Origin of the sequence: Paenibacillus terrae, assembly GCF_000943545.1 — a bacterium.
In the GTDB taxonomy this organism is placed as follows: Bacteria; Bacillota; Bacilli; order Paenibacillales; family Paenibacillaceae; genus Paenibacillus; species Paenibacillus terrae_A.
On record NZ_JTHP01000013.1, the window covers coordinates 70174 to 86844 of the forward strand.

At 39.7% G+C, this 16671-nt stretch carries 15 protein-coding genes and 3 pseudogenes; all 18 read right to left on the minus strand.

What is annotated here, in order from left to right; genetic code table 11:
- Window positions 1–38 precede the first annotated feature (38 nt).
- The 18 genes and pseudogenes from QD47_RS09115 to QD47_RS09190 all read right to left on the minus strand — a co-directional run bounded on the left by QD47_RS09115 (window position 39) and on the right by QD47_RS09190 (window position 16608).
- Window positions 39–911: a carbohydrate ABC transporter permease gene (locus QD47_RS09115; RefSeq protein ID WP_044645832.1), complete on the minus strand. Its 873-nt coding sequence runs from the start codon at window positions 909–911 to the stop codon at window positions 39–41.
- Window positions 912–986: 75 nt separating this feature from the next.
- A complete protein-coding gene (locus tag QD47_RS09120; RefSeq protein ID WP_044645833.1) occupies window positions 987–2318 on the minus strand; it encodes an ABC transporter substrate-binding protein in 1332 nt (443 codons plus the stop codon).
- 392 nt (window positions 2319–2710) lie between these two features.
- Window positions 2711–3193 (minus strand): annotated as a pseudogene (locus QD47_RS32475) (tyrosine-type recombinase/integrase).
- Window positions 3190–4721 (minus strand): annotated as a pseudogene (locus tag QD47_RS34370) (Tn3 family transposase); the annotation flags it as partial. The pseudogenes QD47_RS32475 and QD47_RS34370, both read right to left, overlap by 4 nt.
- Window positions 4722–5125: 404 nt before the next feature.
- Window positions 5126–5422 carry a GNAT family N-acetyltransferase gene (locus QD47_RS34095; protein ID WP_044645834.1) on the minus strand — a complete coding sequence of 99 codons (297 nt, stop codon included), beginning with the start codon at window positions 5420–5422 and terminating at the stop codon, window positions 5126–5128.
- Window positions 5423–5791: 369 nt separating this feature from the next.
- Window positions 5792–6832, minus strand: a complete 1041-nt coding sequence (locus QD47_RS09140) for an NADH:flavin oxidoreductase (protein ID WP_044645835.1) — start codon at window positions 6830–6832, stop codon at window positions 5792–5794.
- A 34-nt stretch (window positions 6833–6866) separates the two neighbouring features.
- Entirely contained in the window at window positions 6867–7907 is a 1041-nt protein-coding gene (locus QD47_RS09145; protein ID WP_044645836.1) for an NAD(P)-dependent alcohol dehydrogenase, read from the minus strand.
- A 60-nt stretch (window positions 7908–7967) separates the two neighbouring features.
- Window positions 7968–8990 (minus strand): NADH:flavin oxidoreductase/NADH oxidase, encoded by a 1023-nt coding sequence (locus tag QD47_RS09150; protein WP_044645837.1) that lies wholly within the window; start codon window positions 8988–8990, stop codon window positions 7968–7970.
- Between the two features lie 164 nt (window positions 8991–9154).
- Window positions 9155–9577 carry a MarR family winged helix-turn-helix transcriptional regulator gene (locus QD47_RS09155; RefSeq protein WP_044645838.1) on the minus strand — a complete coding sequence of 141 codons (423 nt, stop codon included), beginning with the start codon at window positions 9575–9577 and terminating at the stop codon, window positions 9155–9157.
- Window positions 9578–9685: 108 nt separating this feature from the next.
- Window positions 9686–10051 (minus strand): nuclear transport factor 2 family protein, encoded by a 366-nt coding sequence (locus tag QD47_RS09160; protein ID WP_044645839.1) that lies wholly within the window; start codon window positions 10049–10051, stop codon window positions 9686–9688.
- A gap of 316 nt (window positions 10052–10367) precedes the next feature.
- On the minus strand, window positions 10368–11489 hold the full coding sequence (locus QD47_RS09165) for an NADH-dependent flavin oxidoreductase (protein ID WP_044645840.1): 1122 nt from the start codon (window positions 11487–11489) through the stop codon (window positions 10368–10370).
- A gap of 10 nt (window positions 11490–11499) precedes the next feature.
- Window positions 11500–12143: pseudogene (locus tag QD47_RS09170) on the minus strand (SDR family oxidoreductase).
- 51 nt (window positions 12144–12194) lie between these two features.
- Window positions 12195–12938 carry an SDR family oxidoreductase gene (locus QD47_RS09175; RefSeq protein WP_044645841.1) on the minus strand — a complete coding sequence of 248 codons (744 nt, stop codon included), beginning with the start codon at window positions 12936–12938 and terminating at the stop codon, window positions 12195–12197.
- 262 nt (window positions 12939–13200) lie between these two features.
- On the minus strand, window positions 13201–13620 hold the full coding sequence (locus tag QD47_RS09180; RefSeq protein ID WP_044645842.1) for a MarR family winged helix-turn-helix transcriptional regulator: 420 nt from the start codon (window positions 13618–13620) through the stop codon (window positions 13201–13203).
- 1158 nt (window positions 13621–14778) lie between these two features.
- Window positions 14779–14865, minus strand: a complete 87-nt coding sequence (locus tag QD47_RS34100; protein WP_152643784.1) for a glycoside hydrolase family 30 beta sandwich domain-containing protein — start codon at window positions 14863–14865, stop codon at window positions 14779–14781.
- Between the two features lie 296 nt (window positions 14866–15161).
- The gene (locus tag QD47_RS33900; protein ID WP_327204667.1) at window positions 15162–15299 is read right to left on the minus strand and encodes an RNA polymerase sigma factor; all 138 of its coding nucleotides are present in this window, start codon (window positions 15297–15299) and stop codon (window positions 15162–15164) included.
- Window positions 15244–15627, minus strand: a complete 384-nt coding sequence (locus QD47_RS09185) for an RNA polymerase sigma factor (protein WP_235332218.1) — start codon at window positions 15625–15627, stop codon at window positions 15244–15246. Before QD47_RS09185 ends, QD47_RS33900 begins: the two co-directional genes overlap by 56 nt.
- 39 nt (window positions 15628–15666) lie before the next feature.
- A complete protein-coding gene (locus QD47_RS09190; protein ID WP_044645843.1) occupies window positions 15667–16608 on the minus strand; it encodes a polysaccharide deacetylase family protein in 942 nt (313 codons plus the stop codon).
- Between the last annotated feature and the right edge of the window lie 63 nt (window positions 16609–16671).

The window sequence follows — 16671 nt, forward strand, 5'->3', positions numbered from 1 at the left end:
TGACTGGAATAACATTCTTATCAACACTTCTCATAACGTCATTCGCCATAGTGAACCCACCTTTTTGACATTTTAAATTGGATAAGAGTGAAGATCAGAATAATGACAAACAAAATCATTGCTGAAGCAGCGCTCTGTCCCATTTTAAAGTCAATAAAGCCTTGTTGATAAATATGGTACACGAGAGTATAACTTGCTTTAGCCGGCCCGCCATTCGTCATTACGAAGGCCTGGTCAAATACTTGAAAGGAGCCGATAACAGACATAATGGCAATAAAAAAAGTTGTTGGTGAAAGCAATGGCAAAGTAATGTTCAAAAACTGTTTAAAACGTGAAGCTCCATCAATTTCAGCAGCTTCATAATAACTTCTTGAAATCCCCTGTAATCCGGCAAGGAAGATAACCATGTTGTTGCCAAGTCCCCACCAAATACTTAGCATAGCGATAGAAGGAATAACCCAATGCGTATCGGTCAGCCAATCAGGCCCGTTAATTCCGATATGCGAAAGAAGAAGATTCAAGACCCCAAAATCACCATTTAATATCCACATCCAAATAACCCCGATAGAAACAGAGCTTGTTACTACAGGCATGAAGTAAAATACCCGATAAAGTTCCTTCCCCCTCACTTTATTCAGGCCAACTGCCAGGAACAGGGATAGAAAAATGCTTGACGGAATTACGAATATCATATAATAGACTGTATTTTTCATTGCAATCCAAAAATCAGGATTGTTAAACTGGTTCGCAAAATTTTCGAAACCAACAAAGGTTCTTGCGCCAAACCCATCCCAGTTCATGAAACTTAACACAAGAGCATAAACAACCGGGAGCAAAGAGAAGACAAGCAGACCGATTAATTGCGGGGAAACAAAAAGATATCCCGCTAACGTCCTTTGACGATTTCGCATGACTCACCCTCCATTTAAAATCGAAATAGAGAAAGGGATCGGTTTCTCACTATCCCTCTCCTTAATTTTGTGTAATTATTTGTTCGTTTCGCGCTCCTTTGTTAGTTTATTCGTTTCTACTGTAATATTATTGATTGTTGTGTCCACATCTTGTTTTCCCAATAGCAACAAATCGTATTGTTCGTTTACTCTTTCGCTTAAACCGGGAATACGCCCTTTGAAATACTTAAGGGAACCGTTGGCATAACCTTTTTCACGCGCATCAAGTAAATATTGAGAATGCTCTATCGTTTTGTCGCTTGTTACGATATCGTCAATACCGTTAACCGACGGAACCGCACTGCTGTTTCCGGCAAGCCGTGCCTTTTGGCCTTCTTTTGATCCATAGAAAGTCACAAACTTCATTGCTTCTTCCTGTTCTTTAGACTTTTTGTTTACAGCAAAGAAGGCTATGGGAACTTGTACTGGCTCCATTTTGTTGTTTGTGTTGGATGGCCAATAAATGTAATCTAATTCCATATTTTTCGCCTGGCTGAACATTGGGGTTAACCATCGCCCCGCTGCTACAATTCCCACTTGATTGGACATAAACATGGCATCTAATCCTTGCCCCTTTGGAAGAGAGCCGGCGTATTTAATTTGTCCTTTTTCCCTTAAGTCGTTTACAAATTGGATGGCTTCATGAGCCTTTTGATTTTGATCCATTACGTAGTTTCCTTGGTCATCATAGGAGAGACCTCCGTTTGACCAAATCCAGGTTTCCATTGTCCAGGTTTCACCAATAAATCCTTGTTTGCCGGCGTCTTTTAACTTCTTTGTTACTTCATCAAAAGCCGCCCAGTTCCACTTGCCTTCATCAAAATATTCTTGAGGCGTCTTAATTCCCAAATCTTTAAACATCTTTTTGTTGTAGTACATTACCAATGGACTACAGTCCATTGTAATACCATATATTTTGTCGCCATCTTTTGCAGCTCCCCATAAGCCGTCTGCATACTCATCCGGTTTGGCGTAGCTATTGTCCGTTTTCATAAATTCCCCCAAGTCAGCAAGGGTACCGTTTTGTACTAACTTGACCATCGTAGCATCCCCGACATAGAATACGTCCGGCGCATTACCTCCTTGCAGCTGTGTCAATAGTTTCTGCTCATACCCGTCGCTTGCCACCGGTATCAGTTTTATTTTTACGTTTGGATGTTCTTTGGTGTAGGCATCGATTCCTTTTTGATAAATCTTTAGTTCAGCCGGGTTTCCCCAAGCGGACATCGTAAGGTTTACTGTTTTTCCAATTACGCTTTCACCTGATTCAGAAGATGTTGATGTATTGCCACTGCAACCGGTAAGGGCAATCACGCCTGCAAGAATAGCTGGAACAATTCTCAGTATCGCGTTTGATTTCATTATCATTTCTATACCTCCCGATTTAAAAAAAATTTGAAAACAGTGAAATGATATTCTTTATTAGCCCTCTACGATTGTAACCGCTTTCTTTTTTGTTCTAAAAAAACTGTTCTCATTTGCCTATCTCACAAGAGGGATATGGCCCCCGCAGTCACCACTTCCCGCCCCCCCTTCAATAAGAAAAAGCTCCCCAGTGACCTCTCATAACGGATTGAACCTTTCATCAGATAAAAAATTGCTCAATCAGAATACTTATTTTGTAAGGAGCTGTTGTTGTAATGATAATAAAACACGACCCTCATCATCCTCAATGGTAAGTTCATGCGATAAAAGGGTAAAAAATTGCTCTTCATGGGTTAGTACCAGCGAAGCTGACACCACCCGCAAAGTAGATGTTATTATATGGTAAACTTATTGATAACCTCGTTGTACTCTTGCTGGGCATCAGTGATCGCCAGCTTTGAATAGACCTCTAACGACTTACGGCTTTCGTGACCGGAATAAGGCTGTATGAGTGCGTCATCGATGCCCTGCTTTTTAAGCCAAGTCAACAGGAAATGTCGCAGCTTGTGAGGGGACAAGTTTTGTACAAAACCGACTTCTTCCGAAATATTTGGCCAATATCTATCTTATTTCCCGATCCATATATTTTTCTTCCATGATGATTGGAACAGATAAACTTCCTGTTTCTTTTTCATTGAATTGGCGTGCATGGCCAGCATCCCCTTAAACGATTGAAGGAATGGAACAATGCGAATCTTGCTACCCTCGCCCTTATTAATCCGGATTTGGCAGTAGTGGAAATCAACATCGGTCAACTTGACATTGATCAGCTCTTTTATCCGACCCCCGGTATATAGCAGCGTCTTGGCGATCATCATGTCTTGGAAGTTCTTTGCTTGCCAAACCGCATCGTAGCGTTTAAGCTCCTCTTCTGTAGGTGCATAGGGGAGCTTCTTCGATGTTTTTGGCCCAGCTCTGTTGGAAGATGTTGAAACAGGCTCTTGAGATAGGCATAACCTGGTCGTTCCCCTCTGAGATACTTCGCCAGCTCCTTCGCTTTGCGTACACCTTCTTCCAACGGAAGGCGTCCACTCATGTTCAGCCTAAATGTGCCGTAAGGGTTTACGTGCGTGTAGATCAGTGGGGCAAGAGCCCGAAAGTCTTCCGGAGCCATCATATCGAACCATTTACGGGTCGGATAGGATGCTTTGCAGCATAATGGTCTTGATGTACACCAGACAGTTTTGCAGAAGATGAAGAGACAATACGGCCAGCTCTTGATCCTCTAACCGGTTGATAGAATTTCTCCGCCTTTACCGTAGAAAATAAAGCTTTTGGTCGAGTTCCAATTGTCCACGACATCCAACCTTTCATTGATCTCGCGGCGCAGCTCCTCAGAGTGCAGGTAATCGCACAGGAATATCGTTTTGACTGCTTTGTCGAGTTCTCCCAAAGCTTGATAAGTCGAATGGTTTAAATTATTGCGGGTAAATCGTTTTAAGATTGCCTCCGTTTCAACAGTTCCGAGTCGCAGAGCCGTAGCTACTTCATCATTTGATCGTATTGCTGCCGAAATTGGTCGGGTCAGCATTGGTTGCAAATTCGGATAAGCATCCGTCATGCCTGGTTCGGGCCGGTAAAGTTTTTCCGAATGAATCGCTTTAAGCCGTGGCATGAGCTGATAGCCCAAAAGGTAACAAAATGCGAATGCAACTTCGCTGTGGCCGTGTGACGACCGCGATACCGGATATGTCATTCGGTCATCAGATCTCGATCCCATGCGCCAAACTTTTTAGAATCCGATGCACAGGAAGTCGTAGCATCACCCTAAATATCCTGCATCCGAAAACGAAAAATGGCATTCACCAGTTCGGAAATTGCGTTTCGAAGATTATCCTTATGAATGAATTTCCTCCGGACGTACAGCAAGTCTTTGTAGCTTTCTCCATGCTCACCGGCACTCACACGTTTCAACCCGGTATTTGTCCCGAGACCATAAAGGGACAGAATGAGTCTCTTTTGCAGGGTATCCCGGCTTAACACTTCACGTACAGCAACAGTCTTGAATTTTTCCGTAAATCCTACACATAGATCGGCCTCTTTTAAAATGTCCAAGAGGCTCGTCATCGGCCAGCGCCAAAGCATCTCAGATCCTATCTGCAATAAGTTGACCGGCTCTGCTTGTGGCTCTAACGGAGATAAGCTAATCCAACCGTTCCCCTTCTCAGTGATCAGGACTTTTGGGTTTTTATGGAGACCAGTATCAAGTTTTTCTAATCCATCTTTCATGGCCTGCTTCAACGGTGCAATGAACGCTTCCGCATCCAGCGGGTGCTTCAGAGCCTTATAATTTTCTTCCCGCCGTTTTTCGAAACATATTTTCACATACATTTGCGGGTAGGGGTAGTACCAGCGTCGCTGTCACCATGGGCAAAGTAGATGGATAAATATGTTAAATATAAGTTCTGGGAATTTCGCTATGATTGGAGAAATACCAGCGTCTCAAACGTATGGAATAAACCTACATTTATCTTGTTGAGTTGTTTACGTTAATGGGCAAAGACAGAGCTAGGCTGCCGACATTGATCGGCAGCCTAGTCTTAGTTGGAGATTGAACTATCGTTTCCCGTTAGTTTAATGATCTGACTTTTTTCTTCATCATGACATCAAGAAAATATAGTAAAGTGTGCATATTAGCTTTTACCCCAATATGCACACGCCATCAACATATTTACAGTTAGATACCGTTCTTTTGATAATTTTTCTTGCTACCCGTCCGTGTTATTCTCAGTCTATCTTAGCTTTTTAAACTAATCGAATAACGCATGAATTTCTTTATAGGATACATCCCCGTTTATTGACATCGTTACGAAAGTCACGACTTCATAATTTGAAAACAAGTAATCCTGAGACTCAAAACCTAAGAGTTGAAAAAAATTTTTCCTTTTAATTCTTTGATTATTATTAAGAAATTTAGGGTTAACTTCTTCAATATTCAGGCAAATCCGATAGTTAGAGTATTTATTTATTATCTCATTAACAACTGCTTTCCCGTACCCTTTATTTTGATATGCTTTACTAATTGCCAAATACAATATGTAAAGCATATCGTTTTTTACGATTAGATAATTCTGTTTAGTGACATTAAAGTTGGTACCTTAAAAACTCAGTAATTTCAACTTTTTGATGTTTTTTGCCTCTTCACTAAATTACATTAAAGTTGGTACTTGCAAATAGGGAACCCATAACACGATTACATTAAAGTTAGTACCTGTGATTTACATTATAGTTGGTATCTCAACCCATAGAGAAAGTGTGTTTGTAATCCCTTCATACTTCAAATAAGCACTGTTAATTTACTTCGTCGCGTCTCTCTTTCCAAACTTGGAGGTGCGGCCATTGATTGCAGTGTAACATGGCTTAGGACGATTAAAAAAAGGGCCAGCGAAGACCAGCCCAGAATTCGTTAATGTTAATCAGTAAAGCGTCTTAAGCGCTTCAGGTGTGAATGGCACCAAATCATCCAATCGTCCTTCTCGAATTTTAGTCGCCCACTCAGGATCTACTAACAAGGCTCTGCCGATGGCAACCAAATCAAATTCATCATTTTCAAATTTTTGAACTAAACCTTCGATCCCTGCGTTAGTAGCACCTTTACCTTCTGTGAATAGTGCCATAAAATCACCATCCAAGCCAATCGAACCAACAGTAATCGTTGGCTTTCCAGTAATTTGTTTAACCCAACCCGCAAGATTCAATTCAGATCCTTCGAATTCAGGTTCCCAGAATCGGCGGGTGGAACAATGGAAAATATCCACTCCAGCATCAACTAGTGGTTTGAGAAATTGTTTTAATTCGTCCGGAGTCTTAGCTAATTTAGCAGAGTAGTCTATTCCCTTCCACTGCGAAATACGAAGTACAATCGTAAAATCAGGGCCCACTGCATCGCGGCATGCTTTAACAATTTCTTCAGCAAAACGTGTACGCGCAACCAGGCTGCCACCATAGCGATCTGTGCGTTCATTGGTTTTCTCCCAGAAAAACTGATCAATCAAGTAGCCGTGGGCTCCATGAATTTCAATGCCATCAAACCCAATGCGTTTAGCTTCCGATGCTGCTTGAGCGAAAGCATTAACGATTTCAACAACTTCTGATTCGGAATAATCATTTACATTCCCCCGTGCGCCCATATGCCAGATCTGAGGGATGATTTTCCCTCCTGCCTTATGAACTTCGGATACTACATTTGCCCAACTGTCTAACGATTCTTTACCATAGAAGAAAGGCACATCTTCTTGATTAGATGCATCAGCATGATTAACGACAGTGCCTTCCGTCACGATTAGTCCGACGTTGTTTTCTGCTCTTCGACGGTAATATGCAGCTACGTCTGAACCAGGAACCCCATTAGGAGACAGATTTCGAGTCATTGGTGCCATCACTATACGATTCGATAGTGTAAGATTCCCTAAAGTAAATGGATGGAATAATGGTTGTACAGATTCAGAATAAGACATTTAATTAACCTCCACTTGAATGATAGTCAGTTTTTTATAAAGTTGATGCATCAATTACAAATCGATAACGTACATCGCTTTTCAATACACGCTCGTAAGCTTCTTCAATCTGGTCCGCGTGGATTACTTCAATCTTCGGAACAATTCCATGTTGGGCAGAAAAATCAAGCATCTCCTGAGTCTCTTTAATGCCACCAACAAGCGAGCCCGCAATGCTACGACGACCTGTAAGTAACGAAAATACATTGTAACGGTCCGGTTCCGCTGGAGCACCCACATTAACCAACGTTCCATTGACGCGGAGCAAAGACAAATAGGCATCAACATCCAGATTTGCAGATACGGTATTAAGAATAAGGTCAAACTCACCTGCTAATTCGGTAAATGTTGCTGAGTCGCTTGTCGCATAATAATGATCGGCACCGAAACTTAAAGCTTCAGCTTTTTTGTCTTCAGAACGACTCAGAACAGTAACTTCGGCGCCCAAAGCGTGTGTGTATTGGATGGCAAGGTGGCCAAGACCTCCAACACCCACGATTGCTACTCTTTTACCCGGACCTGCATTCCAGTGTTTCAGTGGCGAATATGTTGTAATGCCTGCACATAAAAGTGGACTGGCTACATCCAGAGCCAATGCATCTGGAATTCGAACAACAAAGCTTTCTTGAACGACGATGTTTTGGCTATAACCACCATATGTCGGATTACCATCATATCCAATAGAGTTATATGTTTGTACTACACCTTTCGTGCAATATTGTTCTTCATCGTTCAGACAATACTCACATTCACCACAGGAGTCTACAAAGCAACCAACTCCAACACGATCTCCGACATTAAATTTTGATACTGAAGAACCAACAGCCTGTACAATTCCAGCAATTTCGTGGCCAGGAACCATGGGAAAGATTCCTCCCTCCCACTCATCATAAGCACTGTGAATATCGGAGTGACAGATACCGCTGTATTTAACAGAAATTAATACATCATTGGGCTGCAATTCTCTGCGTTGAATTGTCGTTTTTTCAAAAGGCGCTTTGGCGCTTGGTACACTTAAAACACGAGTTGTTGTCATCTGGTTGTATTTCCCTTCATTTCATGCTTGTTCTTTGGTATAATATCCCACAGCTTTTGCTTAGAAGCCTGTAGTGTATTGTTTTGGAATTTGTGTTTCTTTTCTTAATTTCGAAGCAGCTTCCAGCGCCCAGTAAGGATTTCTCAGTAATCCTCTACCCACGGCAACCAGATCACCTTCTTCATTACCAATTACGGCATTCGCCAAAATGGGATCATCTAGTCGTCCAACGGCGATTACTGGAACATCAAGGGCTTCTTTGATCCCTTTAGCCAGTGGAACCTGATAAGCAGCATGCGTTCCTGGTCTCCCCCATGCAGCGATAGGACCTTCACCACCAGATGAAATATCAAACATATCTACTCCAGCTGCTTGATATTCTTTGGTAAACGCGATGCTTTCCTGAAGACCATAACCACCCTCAACATATTCTTTAGCCGAAATGCGCATCAACAACGGCATGTCTTCTGGCATTTCGCCTTTCGCCGCTTTGATAATTTCTCGACCAAACAAGGTCAGATCTTTGCCATACTCATCATCACGTTTGTTTGTAAGTGGAGAATGGAATTGATGAATTAAATAGCCGTGTGCGCCATGAATTTCAATCGTATCGAATCCTGCCTTCACTGCGCGAGCAACAGCACTACGGAACTTCTCAACCAGGCCCTTGACCTCATCCGTAGAAAGGGCGCGAGGTGTTTTTGAATTTTCATCAAAGGCGATCGCAGATGGTGCTATAGGTACTTCGGCATCCTCCGCCTTCCGACCGGCATGAGCAATTTGAATTCCCACCTTGGCGCCGTAGCTGTGGCAAGCGTCAACGATTCGCTTCAACGCTGGAATTTGTTCATCGGACCATAAGCCCAAATCGAAATCTGAAATTCGGCCATCCGGCTCGACATCTGTCATTTCAATCATGATAAATCCTGTACCTCCGACTGCTCGACTAACGTAATGCATATAATGCCAATCGGTGGCAACTCCATCTTTGTTATCAACTGAATATTGACACATTGGAGACATCACAATACGGTTCTTCAATTCCATACCTTTTATTGTATAGGGGCTAAATAAATCTTTCACAAGAAAGACTCCTCTCATTTTTAGATTATTAGATGCATGCACGCGCATTTATATATTACCAAAACTATTTCTTTTGTCAACCCAAACATCTTTTTCATATCTTTACGGTGGTTTTAGAGTTCACCTAACTTAGTTATGTCCTGATGAATGCAAAATATACAACGTCAGATAGTTTTCATCAGATCACTAATTTTCGTATATAGCTCTTCTTTTTTCAAATTGGTTTGAATTACTTTATTGAACGTTTCTAATGCATTTTTCAGCTTCACTTCACCTAACGGAGTAATATGAGTATAAATCCCCCTTCGATCCATTTCGCATCCGTTCTTTTGTAATGCTCCACAACTTTTGGCTTCCATTCTGTTTACTAATCTGGAAACAGCGCTTTGGCTCAATCCCACTTTTTTTTCCAACTGTTGTATACGCAATTTCTTTTCGTTCGACTGAGACAAAAAATATAAGACATAAAACTCTTTCAGCGATAGGTCATACTTTTCTTGTAACGCTCGCTCCAGTCCCTCATTGATCGCGATCTGGATATAAACCAATGATAACCATGTATCCAAAGAATTATTGTTGACTTCCAAAAATATCACCACCTTCTACTTCAATCATGGTAGTTATAATCGAATAGCTCGAATCACAGCTGTACTTAGCCGCGATTCGAGCTATTATTTCGTGATAACGTGTTAGTCTTAGTATTGATGGAATACTTTAGAAATCACTTTCCATTGTCCATCCACTTTAAGAAGGGTATGGTAATCAGCATATTCAACTCCAGGTCCTTCTAGAATAATTCTAACTACGGCAACGGTAACAGCAATATCTAGAACATCAATTCTGTACTTCAAGTCTTTTGCAGGTCCCAACGTGTCGATCAATTCATAGAGATTTCGAATCGAACCTGTACTGAGGTTTCCATCATTCGTGTACCCATACATGATAGCATCCTCATGAAAAGTAGATTTCATTACATCGCCTTTACCCTCAATATTACCCTGAATGTATCCCTGCATCGTATTAACAATTTCTTCATAGTCTTTCAATGTTGCTTTACTCATAATATTTATCTCCTCTTGTTTTTATTTGCTTGCGCATGCATTTATAATATTACTGATTTATTTCCTTGTCAACCATTATTATTCAATGACATATAAATTACGAAATCCTTGCTTACGCAAAATGCGCGTAGCTTTTTTGGTTTGAACATGCCTTGAAACAGTAAGAAGATATGTTCCCCAAGAGTAAGATGTTTTTGCCATACGTAATGAAGTCAATCCAAAGAAATATCAATAGTTCCATTTGTAGGTTCTGAACAAAATTGAGATGATTCCCATAACTAAGAACCCAATGGGAACAAAAGAAAACAGCAGCGTTTCAATCAGTAATTGGTATCCATCCTTGCGAAGTTTTAATAACATTAAGTAGTTTCGAAGGAATTTGAAGTTGGTCAAGATTCGAGACTTTTACCTTCAATTCAATCTGATCTTCCTGCCCACACTCAATCAACTCCACCCAATCTGGATTTATGATCAATGCTCTGCCAATGGCCACCAACGAAACACCAGAATTCAATACCTTTGCTGCAAGTGACGGATCAGTAACGGAACCTGCCACAATAAGGGGAATTCTACCGTTTACATATTCAGAAATCAGTTCCATTCGAGTCTTATTGCTTTGTGTCTCAACTGGCATAGAGAGGACATGATCCAAGGATGCATGGATATAATCCACGTTCTGTTCTACTAATCGATCAATTAAAATGTAGGCTTCTTCCATTCTTAGCCCACCTGGCTGAGAACGCTCCTCTGGAGAGAATCTATAGCCCAAAATGAAAGGTTGCTTGGCATATTGTTCAATCACTCGCTTTACTTCACGCACAACCTCAATCGGGAAACGAAGGCGGTTTTCAAGACTACCTCCCCATTGATCAGTCCTCTGGTTAAAAAAAGGTGATAAGAAATTCTGAATTAAAAATCCATGCGCACCATGAATTTCAACGCCATCAAAACCAGCTTCGATTGCACGTCTCGTCGCTTCGCCAAATGATTTGATCATATCTAGGATCTCTTCGTGGGTAAGCGCTCTTGTCAATCTTCCGGATGATTCGCCCCAAGAACTGGCACTTACCAGATCATGGTCTGGAATGAGCTCAGGTATTGCTTTATCACCTGCGTGAAAGATTTGCAAAACGGCAGGTGCCCCCCCTTGCTTGGCAGCATTAGCTAGTTTTCGCAAGCTTGGGATGTATTTGTCATCAAACCCGGCAAATTCATCGGTAAATCCAATGCCGTTGGCCGTAACATGGGTACAACCTGTAATGACAAGTCCTACTCCATTAACGCGTTTCTCGTAGTAGGCAACCTCTTCATCGGAAATTGTGAAATCCGTGTTCCCCGACCAAGTTGTCATTGGAGCCATTACAAACTTGTTCTTCAATGTCACTCCGTTTTTCAAAGTAAAAGGTTCTAATATGTCCTTATATTTCATATTTTCCATCTTCCTCCACTCAGATTTTTTGCAATGCGTCCGCAATTGAGACGTCACCGGCTATCAAATCAAATGCCTTTCTGAAAGTGTGCTTCTCACTTAGAGCAGTTATAATGGCACTAGCCACATCTTCACGTGGAATACTGCCATTTTTGATATTTTCGGCAGCGGATACCTTGCCTGTACCCGGTTCATTCAAAAGAATTCCTGGTCGGATAATGGTATAGTTTAAATTGCTACTTTCTAAAACTCTATCTGCATAATGCTTTGCTGCATAATAAGGAAGGATATTTTCGTGCCAATTTTCACGGTTATTCGCTTGAATTGCACTAACCATAATAAATCGATTGATTTTTGCTTTTTCGGCAGCTTCAATGGTTTTACCTGCACCGTCTAAATCAATGAGCAACGTTTTATCATATCCCGTTTTACCACCGGAACCTGCAGCGAAGACAATAGCATCACATCCCTTGGCAGCTTCTACAATTGAATCAACTGTACCTTCCAAATCTGCAAGAACTGTTTCTATGCCCAATTTTTCATAGTCTTCAGCCTGATTTTTTTTCGAACCATTGCGCGCACGCCATGTTCCTTGCTTTCGTTTAACAAAGTGATAAGCTTTTGTCCAATTTGTCCATTTGACCCCACTACCAAAACTTTCATTTTATCATTCCTTTGGTTTGAGATTTTCATTGTCCCTAAAGCCAAAGAGGCTTACCATTCTTGTGCTGTAGGAGATACAATTACATCGTTGATTAAGACATTAGCCGGCTTATTCACCACAAAACCAATGGTTTCTGCTACATATTCGACGTCAATAGCCACATTGTTTAGATTCTCCAATACCGACTTGACATCTTGATCTGTTACTGTACTTTGCCAGTTTGTTGCGATCACTCCTGGAGAAACCAAGGCGGCATGAATGTTGTACTTCACAGACATTTCTTTACGCAAACTTTCTGTGATTGCTCTCATCGCATACTTTGTTGCGCTGTAAACTCCATGGCCTTCTCCAACCGCATGTCCTGCTATAGAACCAACGTTAATTATTTGTCCTTGTCCTTGTTTTTTCATGTGTGGCAGTACAGCGGCGATACCGTATAATGTTCCTTTAATATTCAAATCAATCATTTTTTCCCACTCTTCAATGTGTGCATTATCCCACATGGAAAACAGCATGTAGCCTGCACAATTGATCAACGTGTCAACGCGACCCAGATGGTCCATTGTGTAGTTTACCAACGCTTGAACTTCATCGTTAACAGTAACGTCTGTTGCTTTGTAATATGCCTTACCGCCATCGTTTTTAATACGCTCAGTCAAAGCTCTGAGTTTTCCTTCATTTCTTGCTGCAAGTACAACTGTTGCTCCGTGTTTAGCCAAATATAGTGCTGTAGCTTCACCTATCCCACTCGAAGCACCTGTTAGGATAATGACTTTATCTTTGATATATTGCATTTTTAATCTCCTCTCTTGAACGGCATTAAATTCTTTTATAATGCATACATGAATATTAAAGCATGCGCATGCATTTAATTTAACGGATTGAAAAGGTATTGTCAAGCCATAATGAAATATTTTTTAAAAACAGCCCTATCATGAACTTTATGTTCTTTTACACAGTTACAAACTATAGTACGTATTATAAACAAAAAAACGCTCACTAAACATCAGTGAGCCCTTTTTTTACAACGCTTTATTCAGCAAATATGGTCAATTATTACATTTTATGAAATACACTTTGCAGCGTTGTCAACTCACCCTGCTGAAATTCCTTTTCCAACAATTCATTGAAAGTTTTTAGTGCACGTTGAAATTTGTTTTCTCCCAGTTCTGTAATTCTTGTATAAATTCCTCTTTTGTCATCTTCGCATATATGTCTCTCCAAGGCACCGCAGTTTTTTGCTTCCATTCTCACAACCAATCGAGATGTGGCACTTTGACTCAAACCCACCATTTCTTGGATCTTCTGTAATCTTAGCTCTTTATCTTCTGCATTAGATATAAAATATAAAACGTAGAACTCTTTTAAGGACAAATCATACTGCTCTTCTAGAGCTTGCTCTAATTTATCATGGATACTAGAATAACTATTAGACAATGACAACCACATATCTAAGGCATCATTATTATTTTTCAATGTAGACCCACCTAATCTAAGTAAAGTATTACCGCATAGTTTCTGTTATTGTATCAAGCTTCAACAAAACGGTCAAAACCTATACAATTCTTAGAATGATTAGTTATTGGAAAATTATATTTAATCTTAAGTAGCGGATCATACTTCTTCTATCATCAGTATCGGTAATAACTTCTTTGAGTGTGTTACCAACTTTTTTTCAAAAAAAGCGTACTTTTGGGTTTTTATTTAGTGACATTATAATTGGTACCAACGAACTGTATTAATTAAAGGTAAATCTTTAGGTTCCAGTTGTAAAAAAGGTATCATGCGTTAGGCGTATAAAGTAGCTGGTTATCCTTAAATGAAATCGAATATAAAGAATACGTTATACTATATTTTTAAAGTGTATATTTAACAATAAATCATCCTTATGTATATATCGTACAAATTAGTGGTTTTGTTTACAGAAAGAACCATAACTATGTTCAATGAAAAAGGTAGGTTCGCAATTGAACCCACCCATTCGGGGAAATTACATAATATTAATTTTCTTTTACCAAACGACCACCATCCTACTTAAGGCTCCTAAGCCCATCATTCCTCCCTGAATGGCTTCTTTTAGCATTGAACCTGTTGTATTGTATTCATGGCCATCCCAAAGAATCAGTAGTACCACAATACCCAACAACATCAGCATATTTTAATTCTTTTCATTTGTCATTTGTCCGAATATAAGAAGGTGGCGAAGAAATAAACTATTTGACCATACAACAACTCCACTAATGTATAAAAATGCATAAATATTGATTTCTCATCAATTATGAATTTTTTTCTCATTTAATCTGAAAATTTTCTCACTAATTATGACACCACACAGATGACATGGAGCGGATAAAGATATGGGTAGATATTTAAGAACGGACACCGGATAATTTATATGTAGTTTATCGAATTGCGGTCAAAAATATCAGGGGTTTGATTATGCCCGTCGAAACCCTGAATGGAGCAATTAACTTATCTATCGCAATGATTATTAAGTTTATTAATACCTGTCTCAGTAATATGCCAATACCCAGCAATGAACTTAGCAATTATTCTAACCGTTTTACTCAAAAAAATAATGAAAGAACCTTAGGTTTTATAGCCTAGGTCCCTTTCATAACTTAAAACTTATATCTATTTTTGAAAGAATAAAACTATAATCACCTCTTCATACGAACGATTAAGCAAAACAACCACAATGGACCCATTAGGATTTTTCATAGATACCAGATAACATGGCGGTGGACAATCTTCTTAAGCGTTTGTTACGTGTTAAAACAAATCAGCTCCTTTGATTATTGTGGGTGCGCTTTCATTATAAATAGAAACAATCCAAAAAAAGGGGATATTTATTATCTATTATGGTGGAAAATATCAATCTTATTGTTTTATCTCTGTATCAAGCGAAAAGAGAAGCAGACTCTATGCCTACTCCTCTTTAAGAAATTATTCTTTTTCTTAGATTTAGTACTTTTGATTTGCTGAATAAACGATTGTCTGCTATCGTCCAAAACAGTTCAGGAAATATATCTTAATTTAATGCGTTGGGAAGCTCTGTGCAGCGAAGACTTTACTGAATTTTCACTCTTGTTTAAGATTCTAGCCGTTTCTTTTATGGAATATCCTCGGACTAAAGTACCGCCTTTGCTCGGTATTACTTGCCATCAAAAGAATTCGATCGACCTCCTCCTGAATTTCAAAATCGGGGACACCCCAGTGATAATAGACCTGCTCCTTACGTAAAATGTAATCCTCCATCTTTTTTAGTTTTATTATTAAATCAACAGCTAAATTTTTGGCAATTCTCATAAGATAAAATCGAATACGATCTTGGGGCAAGCTAGGCGAAGCCCTTATAAACCGAACAAAGCACTCATGCAACAAATCTTCGGCATCCTGCTTGTTATGCAATATCCTCAATAGATAGCCAAAGAGATCTGATTTGCAAGATACATATAGATCCTCGACATCTTTAATATCCATATTATTGCTTATCCCCTCTGTTTTGTTGGAATCGGTACGTTACTTGATCGTCTTAAATTCATATCCTTGCTTTTTTAAATAGCTTATGATTCCAGGCAAGGCTTTGGCTGTTTCTTCCTTCCCATAAGTGTCATGCATGAGTACCACTGCTTTTTCTCTATTCCCCATACTCCTCATGAATTCGCTGATTAGTTGTTCAGCATTTTTAGGTGCTCCTTCTGCATCTTTAGGCAACACATTCCAGTCAATCTGATGATAATCCTTATCATGAAAGGCTTTGTCCAGTACTTCCATACCATCAGGGTCGTTTCTCTGCCATGTCATATGACCACCTGGAAATCGAATCACCCTTGTCGAAAAGTCCTGCCCCAATACTTGCTTTAAAATTTGATTTGTTTTTTCAATATCGTTCATAAAAATGCTCGCATTCACAGTCTGATTAGGATACAAATAACTGTAGTCATGGGAGTAGGTATGATTTCCGATAGCATGTCCTTCCTTAATCAATCTTTTCGTTATTTTTTTAGTCACTTCATTTTCCTCTACTGCTTTTCCTACTACAAAAAACGTTGCTTTCACATTTTCTTTTTTAAGAATATCTAATATTTTAGGCGTTACGGTAACCGATGGACCATCATCAAAAGATAAATAGACTACTTTTTTACCGTCGATCCCCTCAGGTCGCTGCCCTTGCATTTGCTGATTCAAGTACTTTTCAACAAATGCTGCATCTTCAACACCCGAAACATTTTGTAGAGAGGATTCGCTCCCTTTGGATTCGTTATTTAATTTGTCGGTTGATACTGATTCTATTTTTTCTGCATACTCAATCGTTTTTACTGGCTGTGGTTTACTACTGAATATGTCAAAGAGTTTTATAATAATCAGAACAATACAAATGATAATAATAAACAACAGTCTTCTTCTCTTCCTCTTCATTCGATGAGCTCTGGTTCTATTTTGCACATAGCTTTTTTCCATAGTATATATTCCTCCAAAAATCTAGAAGCAGTTCACGTTTTATGTTGCGGTCATGTGCCCATT